We start from the raw sequence: 17,439 nt of genomic DNA, 5'->3' as shown, positions 1-17,439 counted from the left end.
AAGGAAAGTTATCATGGAGGCCCAAGCAGCCAAACAACTGATTCATCAATTCGATTTACGCACCAAGCACAATCAAATGAGTATCGGGGTGCTTGCCACTGGCCATGTCGTGGCCTTGTACTTAGGCCAGCGCCTCCCAGTGGGCACTAAGCTAGGCGGCATCATCACTGAAATGGGTCGCGCCAGCTACCTGGCGGACACCGATGGCATTCACGATTTTCGGCTTGAGCAGTTGCCACTGCTGTATCCGACCTTCGGCACGCCTGATATGCGCCGGCCCGCGTTGATGGTGCGGCAGGAAAGTGGGTCAGAAGTCTTGGATTTACGCTTTCAAAGCGCGCAGTGGCTGGACCAGTTGCCGACGCCGGCTGACTTGCCAGCGCTGCGCGCGCTACCGGCAGCCGAGGCCAGCGGGCTGGCGCTCACCTTAGCGGATGAAGCCGCATCCATCACGGTGACCTTGTACATTGAAGCCGATGCCGCGCATGACACCTTTGCCCAGCATGTGGTGATCAAAAACACCGGCCATGCCAAGCTGCACGTGACCCGCGCCTTATCGTGGTCCTGGGACTTTTTGTCTGATCAGGCAGACCTCATCACCTTTTCCGGCGCTTGGGGCCGCGAAGCCCAGCCGGTGCGGCGGGCGTTGCAACCAGGGCTGCAAGGGGTGGATTCGATGCGCGGCGCCAGTGGCCATGGGCAGCAGCCAACGGTGGTGCTGGCCCAGCCGCATACGGATTGGCAGCAAGGGGCGGCGCTGGCGGCCAACTTGATTTACAGCGGGGATTTTTTGGCGCAGGTGCAAGTCGATATGCACCAGAACGCTCGAGTCCAGCTAGGCTTGAATGATTGGCAGTTCGATTGGACCTTAACGCCTGAGGCCAGTTTCACCACGCCGCAAGCTGTGATTGCGCTTGGCACCAGCGGGTTGCGCACGGTGAGCCACCACTTCCAGCAGCTCTACACCGACCGCCTGTTGCCGGCGGTTTTTGCCAAGCAGGAGCGGCCGCTGGTCATCAATAACTGGGAAGCCACGTTCTTTGATTTTGATGAAAAGACGTTGGTGGCGTTGGCCCAAAAAGCGGCTGCCGTGGGGATTGAACGCTTCGTCTTGGATGACGGGTGGTTCGGCGATGGCCGAGATGATGAAACCACAGCGCTGGGCGACTGGTGGCCGAATGAAGCCAAGCTCGGTGGCCTTGATCATTTGATTACCGAGATTCAAAAACTGGGTTTGGATTTTGGTATTTGGGTGGAGCCGGAAATGGTCTCCCCTAACTCGCATCTGTATCATGACCATCCCGATTGGATCATTCGTGACCCGCACCACACCCCGAGCCTGGCCCGGCACACTTATGCCTTGGACCTGGGCCGCGTCGAGGTGCAGGATCACCTGATCAAAGCGCTGAATGCCTTGCTGGATGAGCATGACATTGATTACGTGAAATGGGACATGAATCGCAATCTCACCGATCTTTACACCCCAGCTTTGCCCGCTGAGCGGCAAGGAGAGTTGCGGCATCGTTATCTCCTAGGGTTGTACCGGGTGCTACAGGCGGTCACCAGCGCGCATCCGCAGGTGATGTTTGAAGGCTGTGCTGGCGGCGGCGGGCGTTTTGATGCTGGGATGCTCGCTTATGCGCCGCAAATCTGGACGTCAGATGATACCGACGCGATTGCGCGGCTGGGGATTCAGCGCGGCACGAGCTTTATTTATCCGCCGCAAGCCTTGTCCTGCCACGTGTCGATGGTGCCCAATCAGCAAACCGGCCGCACCACGCCACTGGCCACGCGGGCGGCGGTGGCCGAGTTTGGCGCTTGCGGCTACGAGCTTAACTTATTGGCCTGTGATGAGGCGACCTTGGCGCAAATCAAAGCTGAGGTGAGCGCGTATAAGCCACTGCGTCAGACACTGCAAATGGGTCAGCTGGACTGGCTCGCCGTGTATGACGAACGCAATGAATACGCCTGGCAAAAGCTGGACGCCACCACTTTGATCATCGATCATGTGAACGTCTTGGCGCAGCCGAATACCGTGATGAAGCGGCTAAAAGCCTTGGCTTTACCAGCGGATAGCCTGTGGCAGGCAACAGACGGCCAAATTTATCCGGCCGCATACCTGATGGCGGTGGGCGTCGCCATTGCCAAACCGCAAGGGGATTTTGTCAGTCAGCGCTGGGTGTTTAAGCGCGTCAAGTAAGGAGAGCAAAATCGCGCCAGCAGCAGTTGAGGTCACTGCTGCTGGCGCGATTTTTGGCTCCTGTACCGGGTGCCGCAATGACTTTCCGCCGGTCACATCATCAGTCGTTAGCGCTGCTGCGACTGACGATTTGCACGACAGCAAGATACAGAAGTACCGATACGAGCATGAACCAACTGTTGTTGTGCTCATGCTGCAATAAGGTCATTCTGCCAGCTAAGATGACCACAGTATTGAGGACCCCCAATAATAAAGGCAAACCGGCAACTAACCCAGCTTGGAGTTGTTTGATCCGCACAAGCGCTGCGCGGGGCATACCCAATTGATATAACGTTGTGGCGTCATTTTGGACCCATGCGTTTAAGCGCTGCACCAAGCCCAGGATAATGGCAGCGGCGACCAGCATGGCAAAACTAAGCATGGTGGTTGTGAACAAGGTTATCCCGGCGGCAGCATCAACACCAACGCCGTCAACGGTCGCCAAAGTGGCCAAAAAGAGGAGTGGCGTTTTGGCCGTATGGAGGGCTTGATATTGCATCAAGCCACTTAATAACAGTGCAATTCCGCCACTGAGCAGGCCTGCTGTCAAGCCCATCGTCAGCCAGTACCGCTGTAATAATTGGCGACAGGTTGCTACGCTCAGTAATCGCGTTGCATGTTGCCGGATGCCAGGAGTCCGGGCAATGAGCGCCAATCCTGCTGGTAGGGTAAAAGCACACACGGCAAAGATTCCAATCATGGTTAAGCTCAACCAAGCACTAATGGTTGGCGGCGTGGTTGACCAGTGGGCTAGCCCATAGTCGCTGGCCAATAAACCCAATGGCGCCAGTAATGCTATCAGCCATTGCCAGCGGTCGTTAAGGCGACGATGGCTGGTCGGTTTGTGGCGATCTTGACTGCCTAAAGGGCGGCAAAAACGTAACCAGCCAGTCACCGCTAATAGGCTATAGCCAATCGTGTAGCCAATCAGCAGTTGGCTTGCCGCCCGGGCAGACCATAGGAGGCCAGTGTTCAACGGCAGTGACATCATTCGAAACAACCACATCGCAAAAAACTTAGAACCGATAAAACCAGCGGCGACACCGATTCCGCTGGTCAGGATAGCCCAGAGGCCGTTTTCGCCGATCAAGCGCAAAGCGAGGTACCATAACGGCATGCCTAGCGTCCGATATAGCTGAAACTCAGTGCGATAGTGCGAAAGCATCTGTTGATAGAGATACCCCATTACGAGCACTTCAAGCCCGCTGAGTACCCCAACCAAAGTCCATAAGCACTGTTTAAGTAGCGTTGCGATTGCGGGCGTGACCCCGCGCATCACCGCCGAGGTGGCCAGAATTGACAATAAAGCGTACAAAACTGTCGCTAGTGCCCCGCCAGCGAACATCAAGACGCGGCCTAAAGCGGCATGGGACCTCAAGGGTTTAATTAATCGTCTCATCGCGCCACCTTCCACCGCTAATTGCCGCTGTTTCAACGATTTGCTCAAAGAATTGTTGTTGATTGCCTTTTGAGGTTACCGCAGCAAAAAATCGCCCATCTTTGATAAAGACAATGCGGTCACAAAAACTCGCGGTGAAGGCATCGTGGGTGACCAAGATAGTGGTTGTGTGAGCCTCGTGATGTAACTTGGCGAGGTGCTGGAGGAAAGTGGTGGCGGCATGAGAATCGAGGCTCGCCGTCGGTTCATCAGCTAAAATTAGCCTTGGCTTGGTGATGATGGCCCGGGCGGCGGCAACGCGCTGCTGCTGGCCAATGCTTAGTTGATGGGGGTAGCGCGTCAAAAGCGGAACCAAAGAAAATTGCGCCGCAACTTGAGCAACCCGGTCGGCCAAGTCTTTGGGCTGTGGTGGCAAGATGGTCAAAGGCAGCGCGATGTTATCGCCAATGGTCAAGTTTGGTAACAAGCGGAAATCCTGAATCATCAAGCCCAATTGGGTGCGGCGAAAGTTGGCTGCTTTGGCGTCACGCCACTTTGTCACTGGCTGACCGGCGACGAAGACGGTGCCTGCGGTTGGTTTCTTCAAGGTTGCGATGATGTTAAGCAAGGTTGACTTGCCTACCCCACTTGGCCCCATGATACCGACGAATTCATTGGCAGCGATGTCTAAACTGAGATCATCTAGCACTGCCTGTCGTTGCCCGTAACGCTTGGTTAGATGCTGAATTTCTATGAACGCCACCGTCTTCACCCCCCCCTTTTTCAAATCATACCACCGCCTAAGATGACCACGCAAAGTCGCTACGCGCGGACAAGCAGAAGCGCTAATTGAAACATGGCCTGTATGGTAAAAAAATAAGCCAATTCCTTCAGGGTGACGAGCCAACTGATCAGAATCAAATCAAAGCCCAACTGACGCCGGAAGCATCTTGATCAGGCAAGATTAACACAGATGACAGGAAAAGTTGGTTGAAGGAACGGCTTAAGGTTGCGCTAACTGACGATGGACTGCTCTGGGCGTGATATGACGTTTAACGGCGTTCTTGATAGGCGAAGGATTTGAAGGTAGCAAAGCTGGTGTGATCATTAAGGTCCTGGGCGCAGATGCCGACCATGGCCCCGGTGAAGGCCAGTTTGCCTTGGGCCTTCACGTAGTCATCAGACAGCTGCTCTGCCGGCAGCACGTCGCCAATGAGCTGCCAGTCGTTATCAGGTAATTGATAGCTGAACTGGCTGGTGGCGTGATCCACTTCGGCTCGCAACGTCACCAGCCCAGCTGGCAAGGGGATGCGTGGTGAGGCGTAGTGCGCCTGGCCGGCCGCATCCACCATCACTTGCAGGTAGCGGGTGTGCTGGGTTTCATCGTAGTTGATGCTTAAATATTGCCAGTTGTCGGTGTCATAGAACAGCACCAGTCCGGCCAGGGTCTGGAAATTGGTCGGCGTAAAGTCTACCGTGGTGGTCGCTGTGAAATTGAAGGCCTGCCAGCGCCGCGCCAGCAAACTCTGGCGGTGCAGACTGGTGATGCTTTGCTGACCGCGCAGGACCAAGCCAGCTGGCGTGAGCTGGGCGTGGTCACCTAGCGGGCCTCGCAGCGATTTGAGGCTGATCGGTAGCGTTTTGGCGGTGGTGAAATCGATGGCTTCAGAAAAGTCGGTGCGCTGCTCGACCGCTTGCGCAATCGACGGCAGCGGCGATTGCAGCGGCGGCACCTCGCCGCCCTCAAGCAGGTAAGGCCAATCGTCCTGCCAGCGAATCGGGGTCAAGCCGGTTTCTCGGCCCAGGGTGCAGTTGCCGCGCTGCAGTTTCAGGGGCCGGGCGGTGATGAACGTGGCATACCACTCATCCGGCGTGATCTCGACGAGACTGACATGGCCGCATTTTTGCAAGGGACTGTCAGGGTGCGGTTTGGTGGTCATCAGTGGCGTGTTCGGCGCCACGGTGTAAGGTCCCCAGATGTTGCGCGCCCGGGCGATCGTTGAAGCATGTGAATAGCCAGTGCCGCCCGCAGCGCAAATTAGGTAGTACCAGCCGTTGCGCTTGAGCATTTGCGGGCCTTCCGCGTTGCCCAACTGGGTGCCTTGGAAAATCTTTTGGCGCGTGCCCACCAGCTGATGATGGGCGAGGTCGTATTCCTGCATCACGACGCCGGCAAAGCCATCGTGGTCAAGCCGGTGATCGTACAGCATATTCATCAAGTAATGGCGGCCATCGTCATCGTGAAACATGGCCGGATCAAAGCCACTGGCGTTCAGAAAAACCGGCTCGCTCCAAGGCCCGGTGATGGCTGGCGCTTCGATCAGGTAGTTCAAGGTATCTTTGAAAATGCCGGTGGTTTTGACATCCGTATAAATCAAATAGAACCGGCCCTGGTCGTAAGATAAGGCAGGCGCCCACAAGCTACCGGAATTGTAATTTCCCACCAAATTCGCCTGGCTGGGGCGGTCAACCGGCTCTGCCACCACCGTCCAGTTGATCAGATCGGTGGAATGATAAATCTCAACCCCTGGCCACCATTCGAACGTTGAGGTGGCAATGTAGTAATCATCGCCGACGCGCAAAATGCTAGCGTCAGGGTTAAAGCCTTTGAGAATTGGATTAGTGTACAGCTCTGTCATGTGAATCCTCCCTTTACCGTGTCACTTCAATACAAGCAAGTTTCATGCCAAATAGTGCCGACAAAAAGCCCCAGCACCAAGCAAGCTGGGGCTGAGGCAGGGAGGAGAACTAGTTGAAGAAGATTAAGCGCGGCGCTTTAGGCCATAGAGCGCGCCGGCTAAGAGTAAGACACCGGCGGCTAGCAGCCATGGCTGAGCCGCTTCACCAGTGGCCGGCAGCTGGCCCTGTTTGCCAGCCGCTGTTTGACGGTTGGCCTTTGGGCTAGCCTTGGCCGTGCTGGTTGCCTGCTGATCAGCGGTTTGGTTGTGGCTGCTGGACTGGGCCCCAACAGCCACGTTGGTACCTTGACGGGCAGGGTTGTCAGTTTGGCCTTGATGACCGCCTTGACCAGGGGTGGTAACTTCGGTTTGCGGCTTGCTGTTATCGGTGACGCTTGGCGTTGTTTCCGCTAGAAGCTGCGGCTTGGTCATACCGTCTGCGGTTGGCGCGAGTTCGTAGCGCGTGCCGAAGAGGTGGATCTCGCCATAATCAGCGATGCCAGGGTAGGCCGGGTCGGTCGGTTCGCCAGCGGCATCAACTTGCACCTTGAAGTAGCGATATTGGGTGTGATTGGAAACGGTGATCGTTTGCGGCTGGTTGCTCAAGGTGGTCATGGCATCGGTGAGTTTGGTCCAGTTGATGCCATCATTGGAGCCATAAAGGTTGGTGCCTTGGCTGCGGTTCGGGAACCCGGTCCGGGCCAAGAACATCACTTTCGTTAAGGAGACAGCGGCGTCTTCGCCGAAGTCAATCACAGCCGGCGTGTGCCAGTCGCCGCCTTGGGTCGCCTGATTGTCATCGGTGAGCAGCGCTGTGTTCGCCGTTTTGGTCTCATCGATGGCTTGCGAGTCCTTTTGCAACAAGTTAGCTGTCGTGAGACCGGCATAGGCCAAGCTACCATCAGCCAAGGTCGGGTTCATCAGTTCAGCGGCTTTGATGGCCTTGGTGTAAGCATTCAAGGCGTTTTGGAAGTCGTCATCCGATCCGGTTTTAATCAGCGCTTGCACCGCTTTGGCCGCGGCGTTGACTTTCGCCAGTGACGCCGTGGTGTAGGTGCCATCGCTGAGCTGCTTGGTGGCGGTGTTGTAAGCCGCCACGCGATCATTTTCAACGGTAATGGTGAAGGTCTTGGTGACGGTGCGTTGGCCGTTGGTGGCGGTCACGGTGACCGGGTAAGTGCCGGCTGCGGTCGGCGTGAAGGTCAAGGTGCCATTTGCGGCTAAGGTCAAGCCTTGCGGTCCGTTCACCAAGGTCAAACTGGTGGCATTGGTTGCCGTCAGCTTCAGGTTCAGCGTTTTGCCTAAAAACATGGCGGTATCGCGGGCGGTGTCGCCGATCACTGGCAAGGCGGCATCATCGGTGTAGACACCAGCGGCAAACGTCACTTTAACGTTTGGTTGGCCTAAAACCGTGAAGAAGTCGATGTTGGCATTGCCACCAGCCACTGGATAGGCCACGGTTTGCCACTTATTCTTGGTATCGGGCAAAGTCAGGGTCTGGTAAGCGGCGTTCGGGGTGTTGCTGGCAGAAATCAGCAGCTGAGCGGTTCCATTGGTCTTCAGCCGCACGGCGAAGGTGCCAGTGGTAGGCTTCACCAAGCCGGCCAAGGCTACCTGAGCGCCGCCGCGATTGGTGGTGGTGTCCTTAGGGTAAGTGGCGTCGTAGGCGGTTTCGGAAATGTCCTTTTGGGTCGTGGCGGCAGTGACTTCAATGCCTTCCTTAGTGGTCTTGGCGAGATTGCTGTTCAGCACGGTGCCGAATTGATTGAAGGTGACATCTTCCGTGCCAGCAGTTTGACTAGGGAAGGTGGTGGTGTCAGCCGCTTTCGCTTGCGGCATCGAGAGCCAATATTCCGCCCCGATTTCGGTCATCTTGTTGTCGGAATAGGCGCCCCAGTAGTTCATTTGCTTGGTACCTTCGTAGTAAGTCGTGCTACTTAAATGCGTCGCTTCATTGGCCACAGCTGGCGCAATTTTGGCGATTTCGGCAGCGGATAAGCCTTCTTGGTAACGATAATAGTCATACACTTCGCTGAGGCTGTAGAACTTGTTCAAGCGCCCGCGGCCATCAGGCGATACTGGGCCGCCGAAGTCGATGATATTGGTGACCCCATCGGATTCAATTGCTGGGTGCGCAGCGTCACCCGGTTGTGACACCTGAATCCAAGGAGTCGTGCGACCGGTATTGTAGGCGTAGAACTGCTGCGTTCCTGCCAGTAAGCGATTATTGCCAAAGCTGTAAGGATCCACCGCATTGGCTGCCGTGGAAATCGTGCCGGTGGTCGGGTCAACTTTGGTGCCTTGGTTGTTGATCGTGCGCGCCAGACCAGCGAGATCCAAGGCATCGTCCTTGGCGTGGTTGGCGTCGCGGCCCATTTCCAGCAGTTGGACAAAATCCTGGCCGGTTGGGTTGCGCGGATCGTCCGCGGTCATCACATGCATCAAGTTGCCTAGCGCGCCGTTGATATTCGGGCGTTCAGATTGCGCATTGACGAAATACTGTTCCACCGCGTCCTGATAGGCGGCGGTGTCATCTTTGAAAATACTGGCGGCCATGACGCCGGTTAAGGCATACAGGTGCTGATTGAAGTATTGATTTTTGACATTGATTAACAAGTTCGTGGTGAGGGGATCAATAAAGTTATCAATCAGTTTCTGGTTGTCAGTGTCGGTCCAGCGCAGGTTGATGGTGTTGCCTTCAGTATCCTTGTAGCTGCCTTGCGTCGGATTGGTGTACTTGGTCAGCTCCGCCGCTGCGACCATATAGTAAAACGGCACTGGGGCGTGGATGTGAGCATCGGCGTAATACTTGTAGCCGTCTTTGTCCATATTCTCCCAGATGCGGATCAGGCGAATGGCGTTGTAGCGGTACTTCACGTTGCCAGTCAAATAGTAAAGCACGGACTGGGTGTAGGCACGAAAGCCATCTTGGGACAACCGCGGTTCCTGCTTGTTTGAGGTGAAGGTTTTATCCAGCGGGACATCCCGAGTCCCTTCCTTCAGGTTCGCCGCTTGAAAATCCAAACTCGCATAGGGACTGGCGAGCATCCCTTGATAGTAGCTTTCCCAAGGCTCGGCATGCGCGGCGAGTTCCTTGCGGGTATTGGCCAAAGCCTCAGGATCAATGCTGATTCCGGGGTGGGTGAAGCCATCCGTTTTGGTGATCTGCAACTGCACACTGGTCGTATCGATGCTATTCGCATCGGCGGCGTGGGTGAGGTGGGCGGGAATGAGCAATGCGGCCGCCGCCCCCAGAATCACGCCGAAGCGCCAAAATCCATGATGTGACATTTTTCTTCCTCCTTTGGTTGTGAGCAAAAGCAGGCTGCGGAGTGAGGCCGCCTTTAGCCTGACGATTAGCCTAGCGACAAGCATTGAAGCCGGTCTTAGGCTTCGAGGCTTGCCGCGTAGCTAATCGCTCAGGCGTTGGCCTCACGGAGCGCAACTAGAGGCTACGGATTGACTCGGCTAGTGTAGTTGCGCTCCGGTCGGCAACGCTCGAGCAGCTAGCTACACCCCAAGCCTCGCCAGCAGAGAACGCTGGCAATGCTTGGGGTTAGGCTATCTGTCGCGCTAAGCCGGCCGACCGTCGCAGCCTGGCCTTTGCACACTACTTGATTGCCACCTTTGTATAAGCAAGTAACGGGCCACAACTCGAGTCTTAGTGTTTAACTTTGCTACACACTAATCCTGCTATTTAGTGGTTGAAGTGCCCTTGCTTTTGCACAGAACGTCTGCTAAATTGAGGGCGAAAGTGCTTTCACACAGGAGGGTCTTACAATGAGTAAAGCGACAGAACGAGTCCTGGCAACGCTGCAGCAGCTGCTGACTGAGCAAACGCAGGTGGCAACGGCGGATATTGCAGCGCGCATGGGCGTGAGTCGCTCCGTGACGAGTCATTACCTCAGTGACTTATTGCAGGCGGGGTTGGTCAAAAAAGGCACCGGGCGGCCGGTGTATTGGCAGTTAACGAGCACCGTGGCGCCAGTGGCCAGCGCTGTCGATGATTTGCACAGTTTGGCGGCGGTGATTGGCGCTAATGGTAGCCAGCGGGAAAGTATCCGTAAGTGTATTGCGGCAGTGGCTTACCCTGGCGGCTTGAACATTGTCATTACTGGCCACTCTGGGGTTGGGAAAACCTTCTTGGCCCAGCAAATCTACCGCTATGCCAAAGATACCGGTGCCCTGGCCAAAACGGCGCCGTACAAGGTGCTCAACTGTGCGGATTATGCGAATAACCCGGAACTGTTCTCCTCGATTCTGTTTGGCTACGTCAAAGGCGCCTTCACCGGGGCCAACGCCAACAAGCCAGGCCTGCTGCAAGAAGCCGATGGCGGCTACCTGTTTTTGGATGAAGTGCACCGTCTGTCTGGTGAAAACCAAGAAAAACTGTTCACTTTTATGGATACCGGCCGCTTTCGGCCCATCGGTGAAAACCAGCACGATAGCACGGCTTCGGTCCGCTTCATTTTCGCCACGACGGAAGATCCGCACACGGCGATGCTAGAAACCTTTAACCGGCGAGTGCCAGTTAATGTGCATCTCACGGCCTATGCCCATCGGCCGATCAATGAGCGCCTAGCCTTCATTAAGGTGTTATTCGGCACTGAAGCGAAGAACTTCAAGTGCCCCATTCAGGTCGCGCCAGAAGCGTTGACTTATCTATTGAATTTGAAACCCGATGGCAATGTCGGCCGGCTAAAAAATATGATCAAAGTCGCCTGCGCCAAGGCCAGCACCAGAAAGACCGGGGCCCAGTTGGTGGTGGCGATCACCGATTTTGATCGTGAAGCCTCCCGAATCACTGCCGATAACTTGAATATCACCCAACCGCTGATTGTGGGGGAGCAGGCCAGCGATACAGTGTTTGAACTGAATACGGCCAGCCCGGCGCAGCATTTTGAGGCGTACCTGACGGCGCATCCGGAACTGACGGCGCGGGCCGTGCGCACCCAATTGCAGACTTTGTATCAGCTGAATGGCGCCGATACCGGTGAAGATTCCGTGCTTCACGCCATGCATGCTCGACAGTTTCGGCAGGTGGTGGTGGATCAATTCGGTCTGAAAGCGGCGTTGGACTACGAACCGGTATTATTCCAGTTATACGTTCAAAACTTTACCCTCAGCGCCGATAGTCTGGCTGCCATTAAACGGTTGGCCAGTCATTTCGCCCGCTCGCAGCATGTGGCCCAGGCCTTTTATGCCCAGCTGCCAGTGATCGCGCCGGCCAGTCATGAAGTGTTGACGGCGATTTTGACCTGCTGTTTAAGCGAAACGGTAGATGAAACAATTCCGCTGCGCTGCTTAATGGTGGCACATGGCAGTCACATGGCGACCAGCATTCAGTCGGTGGTCAACCGCCTGTGTGGCACCTACTTAGTGGATGCCCTGGATATGCCGATCGATACTACGATCAATCAAATTGCCAAACGCGCCAAGCAAACCGTGGCGGATTTTGACACCTCCAATGGCTTCATCTTGCTGGTCGACATGGGCTCGTTGAACCAGCTGTACACCCAAATCAAAAGCCAATTGCAAGGCGATTTGCTCGTCGTGAACAACCTCACCACAGCGACGGCGCTGGATATCGGGCTGAAAATTCAGCAGAAACTGCCCTTTGAGGCGATTGCCGAACATGCCAGCACCGACTACACGATTGCGGCCCAGTACTTCGAAGGGTTTGCCAAGAATCAGAATATTGTGATTTCCTGCATGTCCGGTTTGGGTATTTCCGAAAAATTGCGCGATATCTTCCAAGAAGTGCTGGGTCGGCGCATCAGTTTGGTGACGATGGACTTTGACCGCCTGCGGCAAAGTGTGGCGGCCAATGACATTGAGGCCTTTGAATCCACCTTGCTGGTCATCACCACCACGAACCTGCCAGAGACCTTCGAAATCCCGCATATCAACATTTACGACCTGCTGGATGCCAGCGGACAGGTGATGATTCACGATATTCTCAAGCAGTACGTGGATCAAAAGACCTTTGATGACCTCTATAACCGGCTGGTGCGCTTCCTTTCTATCGAAGGCGTGTCCGAGCGCTTAGCCTTTTTGAACCCCAGCATCATTATTCAAGAAGTGGAAACGGTCATCTTTAAATTCGAGAATTATTACCATGTCAAAATCGATGGGAAAACGAAGCTCAACTTGTACATGCACATTTCCCTGATGGTCGAACGCCTGATGACTGGCGTGTCGGGCAGCCGTAGTGCCTCACTGCAGCCAAAAGACGCCAAGGAAGAGGAATTCTTCACAGTGGCACAAGGCATCTTCAAGCCGATTGAGTTGAAATATGGCATTACCATCGATGGCTATGAGTTGTCGCTGCTGTCAGAACTGTTTAAATCCATTTTGGCGCCAGCTTAAACCCCGTTGCACACTAAGCATTTCATGTAAACGCTTCACCAAATAACGCCTCCAGCTGTGGTTTAACAAGATTGGCACCGTATTTGCTTATACGTCAGTGTAAGCAAATCGGGTGAGCAATCATCCGCAGATGGAGGTGTTTTGATGATTAGTATGATGCGTTGTGATGATCGCTTGATTCACGGCCAAGTCGCGCTGCTCTGGTCAAAGGAACTACAGCTGAGCCGGATTATCGTGGCGAGTGATCAAGCGGCCAAAAGTGATATCCAGAAGAACGCGCTGCTCCTGGCAGCGCCGGCTGGCATCAAGGTGGCGGTGGTGCCAGTCGCCAAAGCCATTGAGTTGGCGAATGATCCGCGGGGGGCCAAGCTGAAGATGCTGCTGCTCACTAACACGGTGGCTAACTTGAAGACGCTGGTGGATAACGTCGATGTCGAAACCAAGGTGGACATTGCCAATGTTGGCCGGATTGGCGGCGGCAACTTGAATGATAAACATAAGATCTCAGAAACGGTTTATCTCACCGATGATGAGGTCGAGGCGGTCAAGGCGATTGGGGAGAAACGCAATAATTTCGTTTATCAGCCGCTCCCAAGTGACACGCCAGTACCATTCTTGAGTCTTCTGAAAGGAGAATAGTTATGTTACTTTATCAAGCAGTTGTGGTTGGGCTGGTGCTGGCCTTCAGCAAATGGCTCAACGCTTATGGTTCATTCTTACAGTTAATGCCATTTTTCTCTTATATCGTTTTGGCTTTGGTGCTTGGCAAGAGCCCATCGCAAGCGTTGATTTTAGGCGCCGCCGTTGAATTAGCCTTTTATGGGGTCATGCAAATCGGCGCGGTGCTGCCACAAGATACCGCCGTTGGGGGCGTGCTCGGGGTGGCTTTCGCCTTGATTTTGAACCAAAAGCCTGCCGTTGCCGTCGCCCTGGCAGTGCCAATCTCCATGTTGGCGGTGATTGTTTGGAACCTGCTGAAATTCTGGTTCACCGCTAACGTTGAAGTCTTTGACCGCTACATCGATCAGCGCAACCTGAAGAAGTTCAATCGCCTCTGGTGGTTGCAGATCGCGGTTTACCTGCTTGCCTACTTCGCCTTGGCCTTCGTTGCCATTTTGCTCGGGACCAAAGGCATCAATGCTTTTGTTAACGCCATTCCAAAGCCTTTCCTGACCGGTTTGACGGTGGCCGCGGGCATGCTGCCAGCCGTTGGGATGGGGATGCTGCTCAAGTTCGTTTGGAACATTGAATTCCTGCCATTCTTTATCGCCGGGTTTGCCATGGCGGCGTACCTGCAATTGCCAATCATGGCGGTGTCCATTTTCGGTGTCGTCTTTGGGCTGATGATGTTCTTCATTGACCGGCATATTAACGAGGTCAAGCAAGCAAAAACAGCCGCATCAACAGGTAATGATGAGGAGGACTTCTTCAATGACTAAAATTGAAATGACTGCGCAAGATAAAAAGTTAACGAAGCGCATGTTCTGGCGCAACATGTTCCTGGGCTTCAACATGTCCTACACCCGGCAGCAAGGGGTAGCTTGGGACTGGGTTCACGCGCCAATCTACCGCGAAATTTACAAAGATGATGATCAGTTCTGGGAAGCGATGAAGCGGAACATGGAATTCTACAACATCACGCCGAACATGAACGGCATGGTGTCAGGGTTAGCCCTTTCCATGGAAGAAGAAAATGCGAAGGCACCTAAGGGCACCTTTGATACCGCCGGGATTTCCGGGATGAAGATTGGGCTTATGGGTCCAATGGCCGGGATTGGTGATACCTTCTTCTCCGGTGTTTGGGCTTTGATCATCATGGGGATTGCGATTTCCTTTGCCAAGCAAGGGAACCTGATTGTGGCGGCCTTGCCGCTGATTGCCCTAATTCCTAACTTGTTGGTCCGGTACTACGGCCAGAAGTTCGGGTACAAACTGGGGACCAAGTACATTCAAAAGGCCGTGGAAAATGGCGTGATGGCGATGTTCACCAAGGCCGCTTCCATTGTCGGGGTCACCGTTGTCGGCGGCATGATTGCCACCTTGGTCAAAGTGCCAGTTATTTTCAAGACGAAGATCAACGGCACGGTCTTCGAACTGCAAAAAGTGCTCGACCAAATCTTGCCGAACATGCTGCCGTTGCTGCTGGCAGTGGGGTGCTTTGTCCTGCTACGCAAGAACGTCAGCCCAGTTAAAGTTTTGCTCGGCGTCGTTGTCCTAGGTTTTGCCTTAACCTTTCTGGGCATTACCGGGGCCTAAGTTTGACAGTCTGAGTCAGTGAACATAGATGGTGAACGCAAAGAATCCCTGTAGCCAAGCGGCTGCAGGGATTCTTTGTCTGCTCAATATTTTCCGGGAAATATCGCCTACTCGCGCACGACCAGCACCGAAATCGGGGCATGCTTGGCCATGTAAGCGGCCTGGCTGCCAAAGTGCTTCGCTAAGCCGGTTTTGGCCGAGGCACCGATCACCAAGAGGTCAGGCTGATACTTAGGGATGAGCGTCTTCACAATCGTTTCGCCAGGGTCGCCTTCGCCGATGACGGCGCGGACCTTAGCGATACCGGCTTTTTCGGCGAGCTTGACGTATTCGCTGAGGTGCTGCTCTAAATCGGCCCGCTCACCATGCACATAATCTTTCGATAAGGCCTGGTAAACGTTCATTTCATCGCTTTCGAGAATGGAAGCAATGATGAGTTCAGCTTGATCCGCCTTGGCACGGTGAATCGCATACTGGAAGGCGGCTAGGGCGTCGGGGGAATCATCCACCCCCACGAGAATGTGTTTGAAATCATCTTGTGCCATATTCTGTCTCCTCCTTAGGCTTCAGTGTGCTTGTCTTCAGCGGTTTCTTTGGCCCGTTCGGCGTTGATCATGGTGTCGGCTGATTTGCCGGCGGCTAATAGCTGATCGCGGCCCATGCCGGCGGCCAGCAGCTTCTTGTTGCCACGGTAAAGATCGGTGACGCACCAACCAAGCAGCAGCACAATCAAGCCAATCGAAATGTAGGCTAAGACATGTGCCGTGTTGATTTCACTTGCTGAGGCGTGCGCGCCGAGGAAGCCGGCGTAAGAATCAGGCAGGTTCAGCATATTCAAGAAGGTGAGGCCCAGCACGGAAATCCAGCCGCAGATTTTGACCCACAGCGAGTTCTTGAAGCGGCTACCCATTTCGGCGGCGCTATCGGTCATCATCAGCAGCGGCAACATGGAAAATGGCAAGGCGAAGGCCAGGAACACCTGTGAGTTATTCATCAAGGTATTCAGCGCCTCGTGTTCATCCACCGCTGACAGGTTGCGCGTCATCCACACACAGACCAGTACCGGGATTACCGAGATCAGCCGGGTGACCAGGCGCCGGGCCCACAGCGGCATCTTCATGTGAATGAAGCCTTCCATAATCACCTGCCCGGTTAAGGTCCCGGTGATGGTGGAATTTTGCCCGGAGGCCAGCAGCGCAATGGCGAACAAGGCGGACAACGCACCGGATTTCGCCACGGCAATCAAAATGCCATTGCTGAGCACGGAACTATCGGAAAGGGCTTGGTACAAGCCGAAGAAGGACGGATCCTTCACGGCGCCGCTTTTGAACACCGCGACCCCCATGATCAGCAGCAGGGAGTTGACGACAAAAGCGACCGATAACTGAATGTTGGAATCCCACTGGCTGAAACGAACGGCAGTGGCGACTTCATCCTCATCATCATGGTTAATTTTCCGCGTCTGGGAAATCGCTGAGTGCAGGTAAAGGTTATGTGGCATGACGGTGGCGCCGATAATGCCTAGCGCCCCGTTCAGCGGTGACATGCCATTGACCACCGGATGGGAAGCAATGGCGCCAGCCGAGGGCACCAGGCCTTTGATCACGCTGAGCCAATCAGGCCGGCTCAAGGCCACCTGATAAACAAAGACCAGCAAAATGACCATGATCAGAGTTACAACAATCGCTTCGATTTTCCGAAAACCGATGCGCGTTAGCAGTAATAATAGCAAGACATCAAAGACGGTGATGAACACGTCGATCACCAGCGGAATGCCAAATAATAAGTACAAGGCAATGGCGGCGCCGATGACTTCGGCAATATCGGTCGCCATAATGGCCAACTCAGTCATAATCCAAAGGACGATGCCCAAGCTTTTGCTAGTGCGAGCGCGAATGGCCTGCGCCAAATCCATGCGACTTACGATGCCAAGTTTAGCCGCCATGTTTTGCAGGAGCATGGCAATTAAACTTGAAATCAAAATGATGGAAATGAGGAGGTACCCGAAGTTTTGCCCGCCGGTGATACTGGTTGACCAGTTACCTGGATCCATGTAACCGACGGCGACCAAAGCCCCGGGACCTGAATAAGCCAGTAACGTGCGCCAAAACCCTTTGCCCTTAGGCACCTCCACAGTCCCGTTGATTTCCTCCAGTGAGGGGCCGTTGGCGTAAGCAATCAACTTGCGCGATTTAGGCGCGCTGTTTGTCTCCTTCAACTCAATCAATCCTTTCTGAAATCACCTTCAGTATACGCCCCTGAAAAGGGATGTAAATATTTTATTTAGTGTTGCCTAACAAAAATAACGAGGAATTACTGACTGCAAGGGTAGGTGCCGAAAAGGAAAAAAGTCATCGAGGCCCGAGCGAAAAAGGTGATTTGGGTCGGTTGCATGGGAAAATAACGCCTGATTAAAGGCGCTTTCAGCCGTGGTGCCAATCCGTTAAGCGGACGTAACGTGAAAATGGCAAAGTCTAAGCGCCGAGGACTTTTGCTTGACCGGGCCGCCAATCATTTTT

The 17,439-nt window shown here is 54.4% G+C and carries 11 protein-coding genes; 5 read left to right on the top strand and 6 right to left on the bottom strand.

Features of this window, described 5'->3' with window-relative positions; genetic code table 11:
* Positions 1–13: 13 nt before the first annotated feature.
* Positions 14–2,200, top strand: coding sequence for an alpha-galactosidase (locus tag EKM90_RS04960; RefSeq protein ID WP_125580293.1), 2,187 nt, complete (start codon positions 14–16; stop codon positions 2,198–2,200).
* Positions 2,201–2,300: 100 nt separating this feature from the next.
* On the opposite strand, the gene EKM90_RS04955 is transcribed toward EKM90_RS04960, so the two are convergent.
* The 4 genes from EKM90_RS04955 to EKM90_RS04940 all read right to left on the bottom strand — a co-directional run bounded on the left by EKM90_RS04955 (position 2,301) and on the right by EKM90_RS04940 (position 9,586).
* Positions 2,301–3,638: a hypothetical protein gene (locus EKM90_RS04955; protein ID WP_125580291.1), complete on the bottom strand. Its 1,338-nt coding sequence runs from the start codon at positions 3,636–3,638 to the stop codon at positions 2,301–2,303.
* Entirely contained in the window at positions 3,622–4,380 is a 759-nt protein-coding gene (locus EKM90_RS04950; RefSeq protein ID WP_125580289.1) for an ABC transporter ATP-binding protein, read from the bottom strand. Before EKM90_RS04950 ends, EKM90_RS04955 begins: the two co-directional genes overlap by 17 nt.
* Before the next feature lie 289 nt (positions 4,381–4,669).
* Positions 4,670–6,256: a glycoside hydrolase family 43 protein gene (locus EKM90_RS04945; RefSeq protein ID WP_125580287.1), complete on the bottom strand. Its 1,587-nt coding sequence runs from the start codon at positions 6,254–6,256 to the stop codon at positions 4,670–4,672.
* 123 nt (positions 6,257–6,379) lie between these two features.
* Positions 6,380–9,586, bottom strand: a complete 3,207-nt coding sequence (locus tag EKM90_RS04940; protein ID WP_164507859.1) for a discoidin domain-containing protein — start codon at positions 9,584–9,586, stop codon at positions 6,380–6,382.
* Between the two features lie 489 nt (positions 9,587–10,075).
* Here EKM90_RS04940 and EKM90_RS04935 point away from each other — a divergent pair, with 489 nt between their 5' ends.
* From EKM90_RS04935 to EKM90_RS04920, 4 genes are all read left to right on the top strand, one after another.
* Positions 10,076–12,664 (top strand): sigma 54-interacting transcriptional regulator, encoded by a 2,589-nt coding sequence (locus tag EKM90_RS04935; protein WP_125580283.1) that lies wholly within the window; start codon positions 10,076–10,078, stop codon positions 12,662–12,664.
* A gap of 144 nt (positions 12,665–12,808) precedes the next feature.
* On the top strand, positions 12,809–13,303 hold the full coding sequence (locus tag EKM90_RS04930; protein WP_125580281.1) for a PTS system mannose/fructose/N-acetylgalactosamine-transporter subunit IIB: 495 nt from the start codon (positions 12,809–12,811) through the stop codon (positions 13,301–13,303).
* 2 nt (positions 13,304–13,305) lie between these two features.
* Positions 13,306–14,103: a PTS mannose/fructose/sorbose/N-acetylgalactosamine transporter subunit IIC gene (locus tag EKM90_RS04925; protein WP_125580279.1), complete on the top strand. Its 798-nt coding sequence runs from the start codon at positions 13,306–13,308 to the stop codon at positions 14,101–14,103.
* Entirely contained in the window at positions 14,096–14,920 is an 825-nt protein-coding gene (locus EKM90_RS04920) for a PTS system mannose/fructose/sorbose family transporter subunit IID (RefSeq protein ID WP_164507858.1), read from the top strand. Before EKM90_RS04925 ends, EKM90_RS04920 begins: the two co-directional genes overlap by 8 nt.
* A 107-nt stretch (positions 14,921–15,027) precedes the next feature.
* Here the strand turns inward: EKM90_RS04920 and EKM90_RS04915 are convergent, their stop codons facing one another.
* Together EKM90_RS04915 and EKM90_RS04910 are read right to left on the bottom strand one after the other, a co-directional pair.
* Positions 15,028–15,465 carry a universal stress protein gene (locus EKM90_RS04915; RefSeq protein WP_125580275.1) on the bottom strand — a complete coding sequence of 146 codons (438 nt, stop codon included), beginning with the start codon at positions 15,463–15,465 and terminating at the stop codon, positions 15,028–15,030.
* Positions 15,466–15,479: 14 nt separating this feature from the next.
* Positions 15,480–17,138 (bottom strand): Nramp family divalent metal transporter, encoded by a 1,659-nt coding sequence (locus EKM90_RS04910; RefSeq protein WP_125580272.1) that lies wholly within the window; start codon positions 17,136–17,138, stop codon positions 15,480–15,482.
* Positions 17,139–17,439 lie beyond the last annotated feature (301 nt).

The organism is Lacticaseibacillus suibinensis (assembly GCF_003946175.1).
Classification (GTDB): Bacteria; Bacillota; Bacilli; order Lactobacillales; family Lactobacillaceae; genus Lacticaseibacillus; species Lacticaseibacillus suibinensis.
The sequence above is the reverse complement of the archived record's forward strand: the minus strand, read 5'-3'. Positions and strand labels throughout refer to the sequence as shown.

Excerpts from the sequence above, each read along its gene's own strand:
- EKM90_RS04960 (WP_125580293.1), top strand. The coding sequence starts at position 14 with ATGGAGGCCCAAGCAGCCAAACAACTGATTCATCAATTCGATTTACGC.
- EKM90_RS04955 (WP_125580291.1), bottom strand. The coding sequence starts at position 3,638 with ATGAGACGATTAATTAAACCCTTGAGGTCCCATGCCGCTTTAGGCCGC.
- EKM90_RS04945 (WP_125580287.1), bottom strand. The coding sequence starts at position 6,256 with ATGACAGAGCTGTACACTAATCCAATTCTCAAAGGCTTTAACCCTGAC.
- EKM90_RS04940 (WP_164507859.1), bottom strand. The coding sequence starts at position 9,586 with ATGTCACATCATGGATTTTGGCGCTTCGGCGTGATTCTGGGGGCGGCG.
- EKM90_RS04935 (WP_125580283.1), top strand. The coding sequence starts at position 10,076 with ATGAGTAAAGCGACAGAACGAGTCCTGGCAACGCTGCAGCAGCTGCTG.
- EKM90_RS04930 (WP_125580281.1), top strand. The coding sequence starts at position 12,809 with ATGATTAGTATGATGCGTTGTGATGATCGCTTGATTCACGGCCAAGTC.
- EKM90_RS04925 (WP_125580279.1), top strand. The coding sequence starts at position 13,306 with ATGTTACTTTATCAAGCAGTTGTGGTTGGGCTGGTGCTGGCCTTCAGC.
- EKM90_RS04920 (WP_164507858.1), top strand. The coding sequence starts at position 14,096 with ATGACTAAAATTGAAATGACTGCGCAAGATAAAAAGTTAACGAAGCGC.
- EKM90_RS04915 (WP_125580275.1), bottom strand. The coding sequence starts at position 15,465 with ATGGCACAAGATGATTTCAAACACATTCTCGTGGGGGTGGATGATTCC.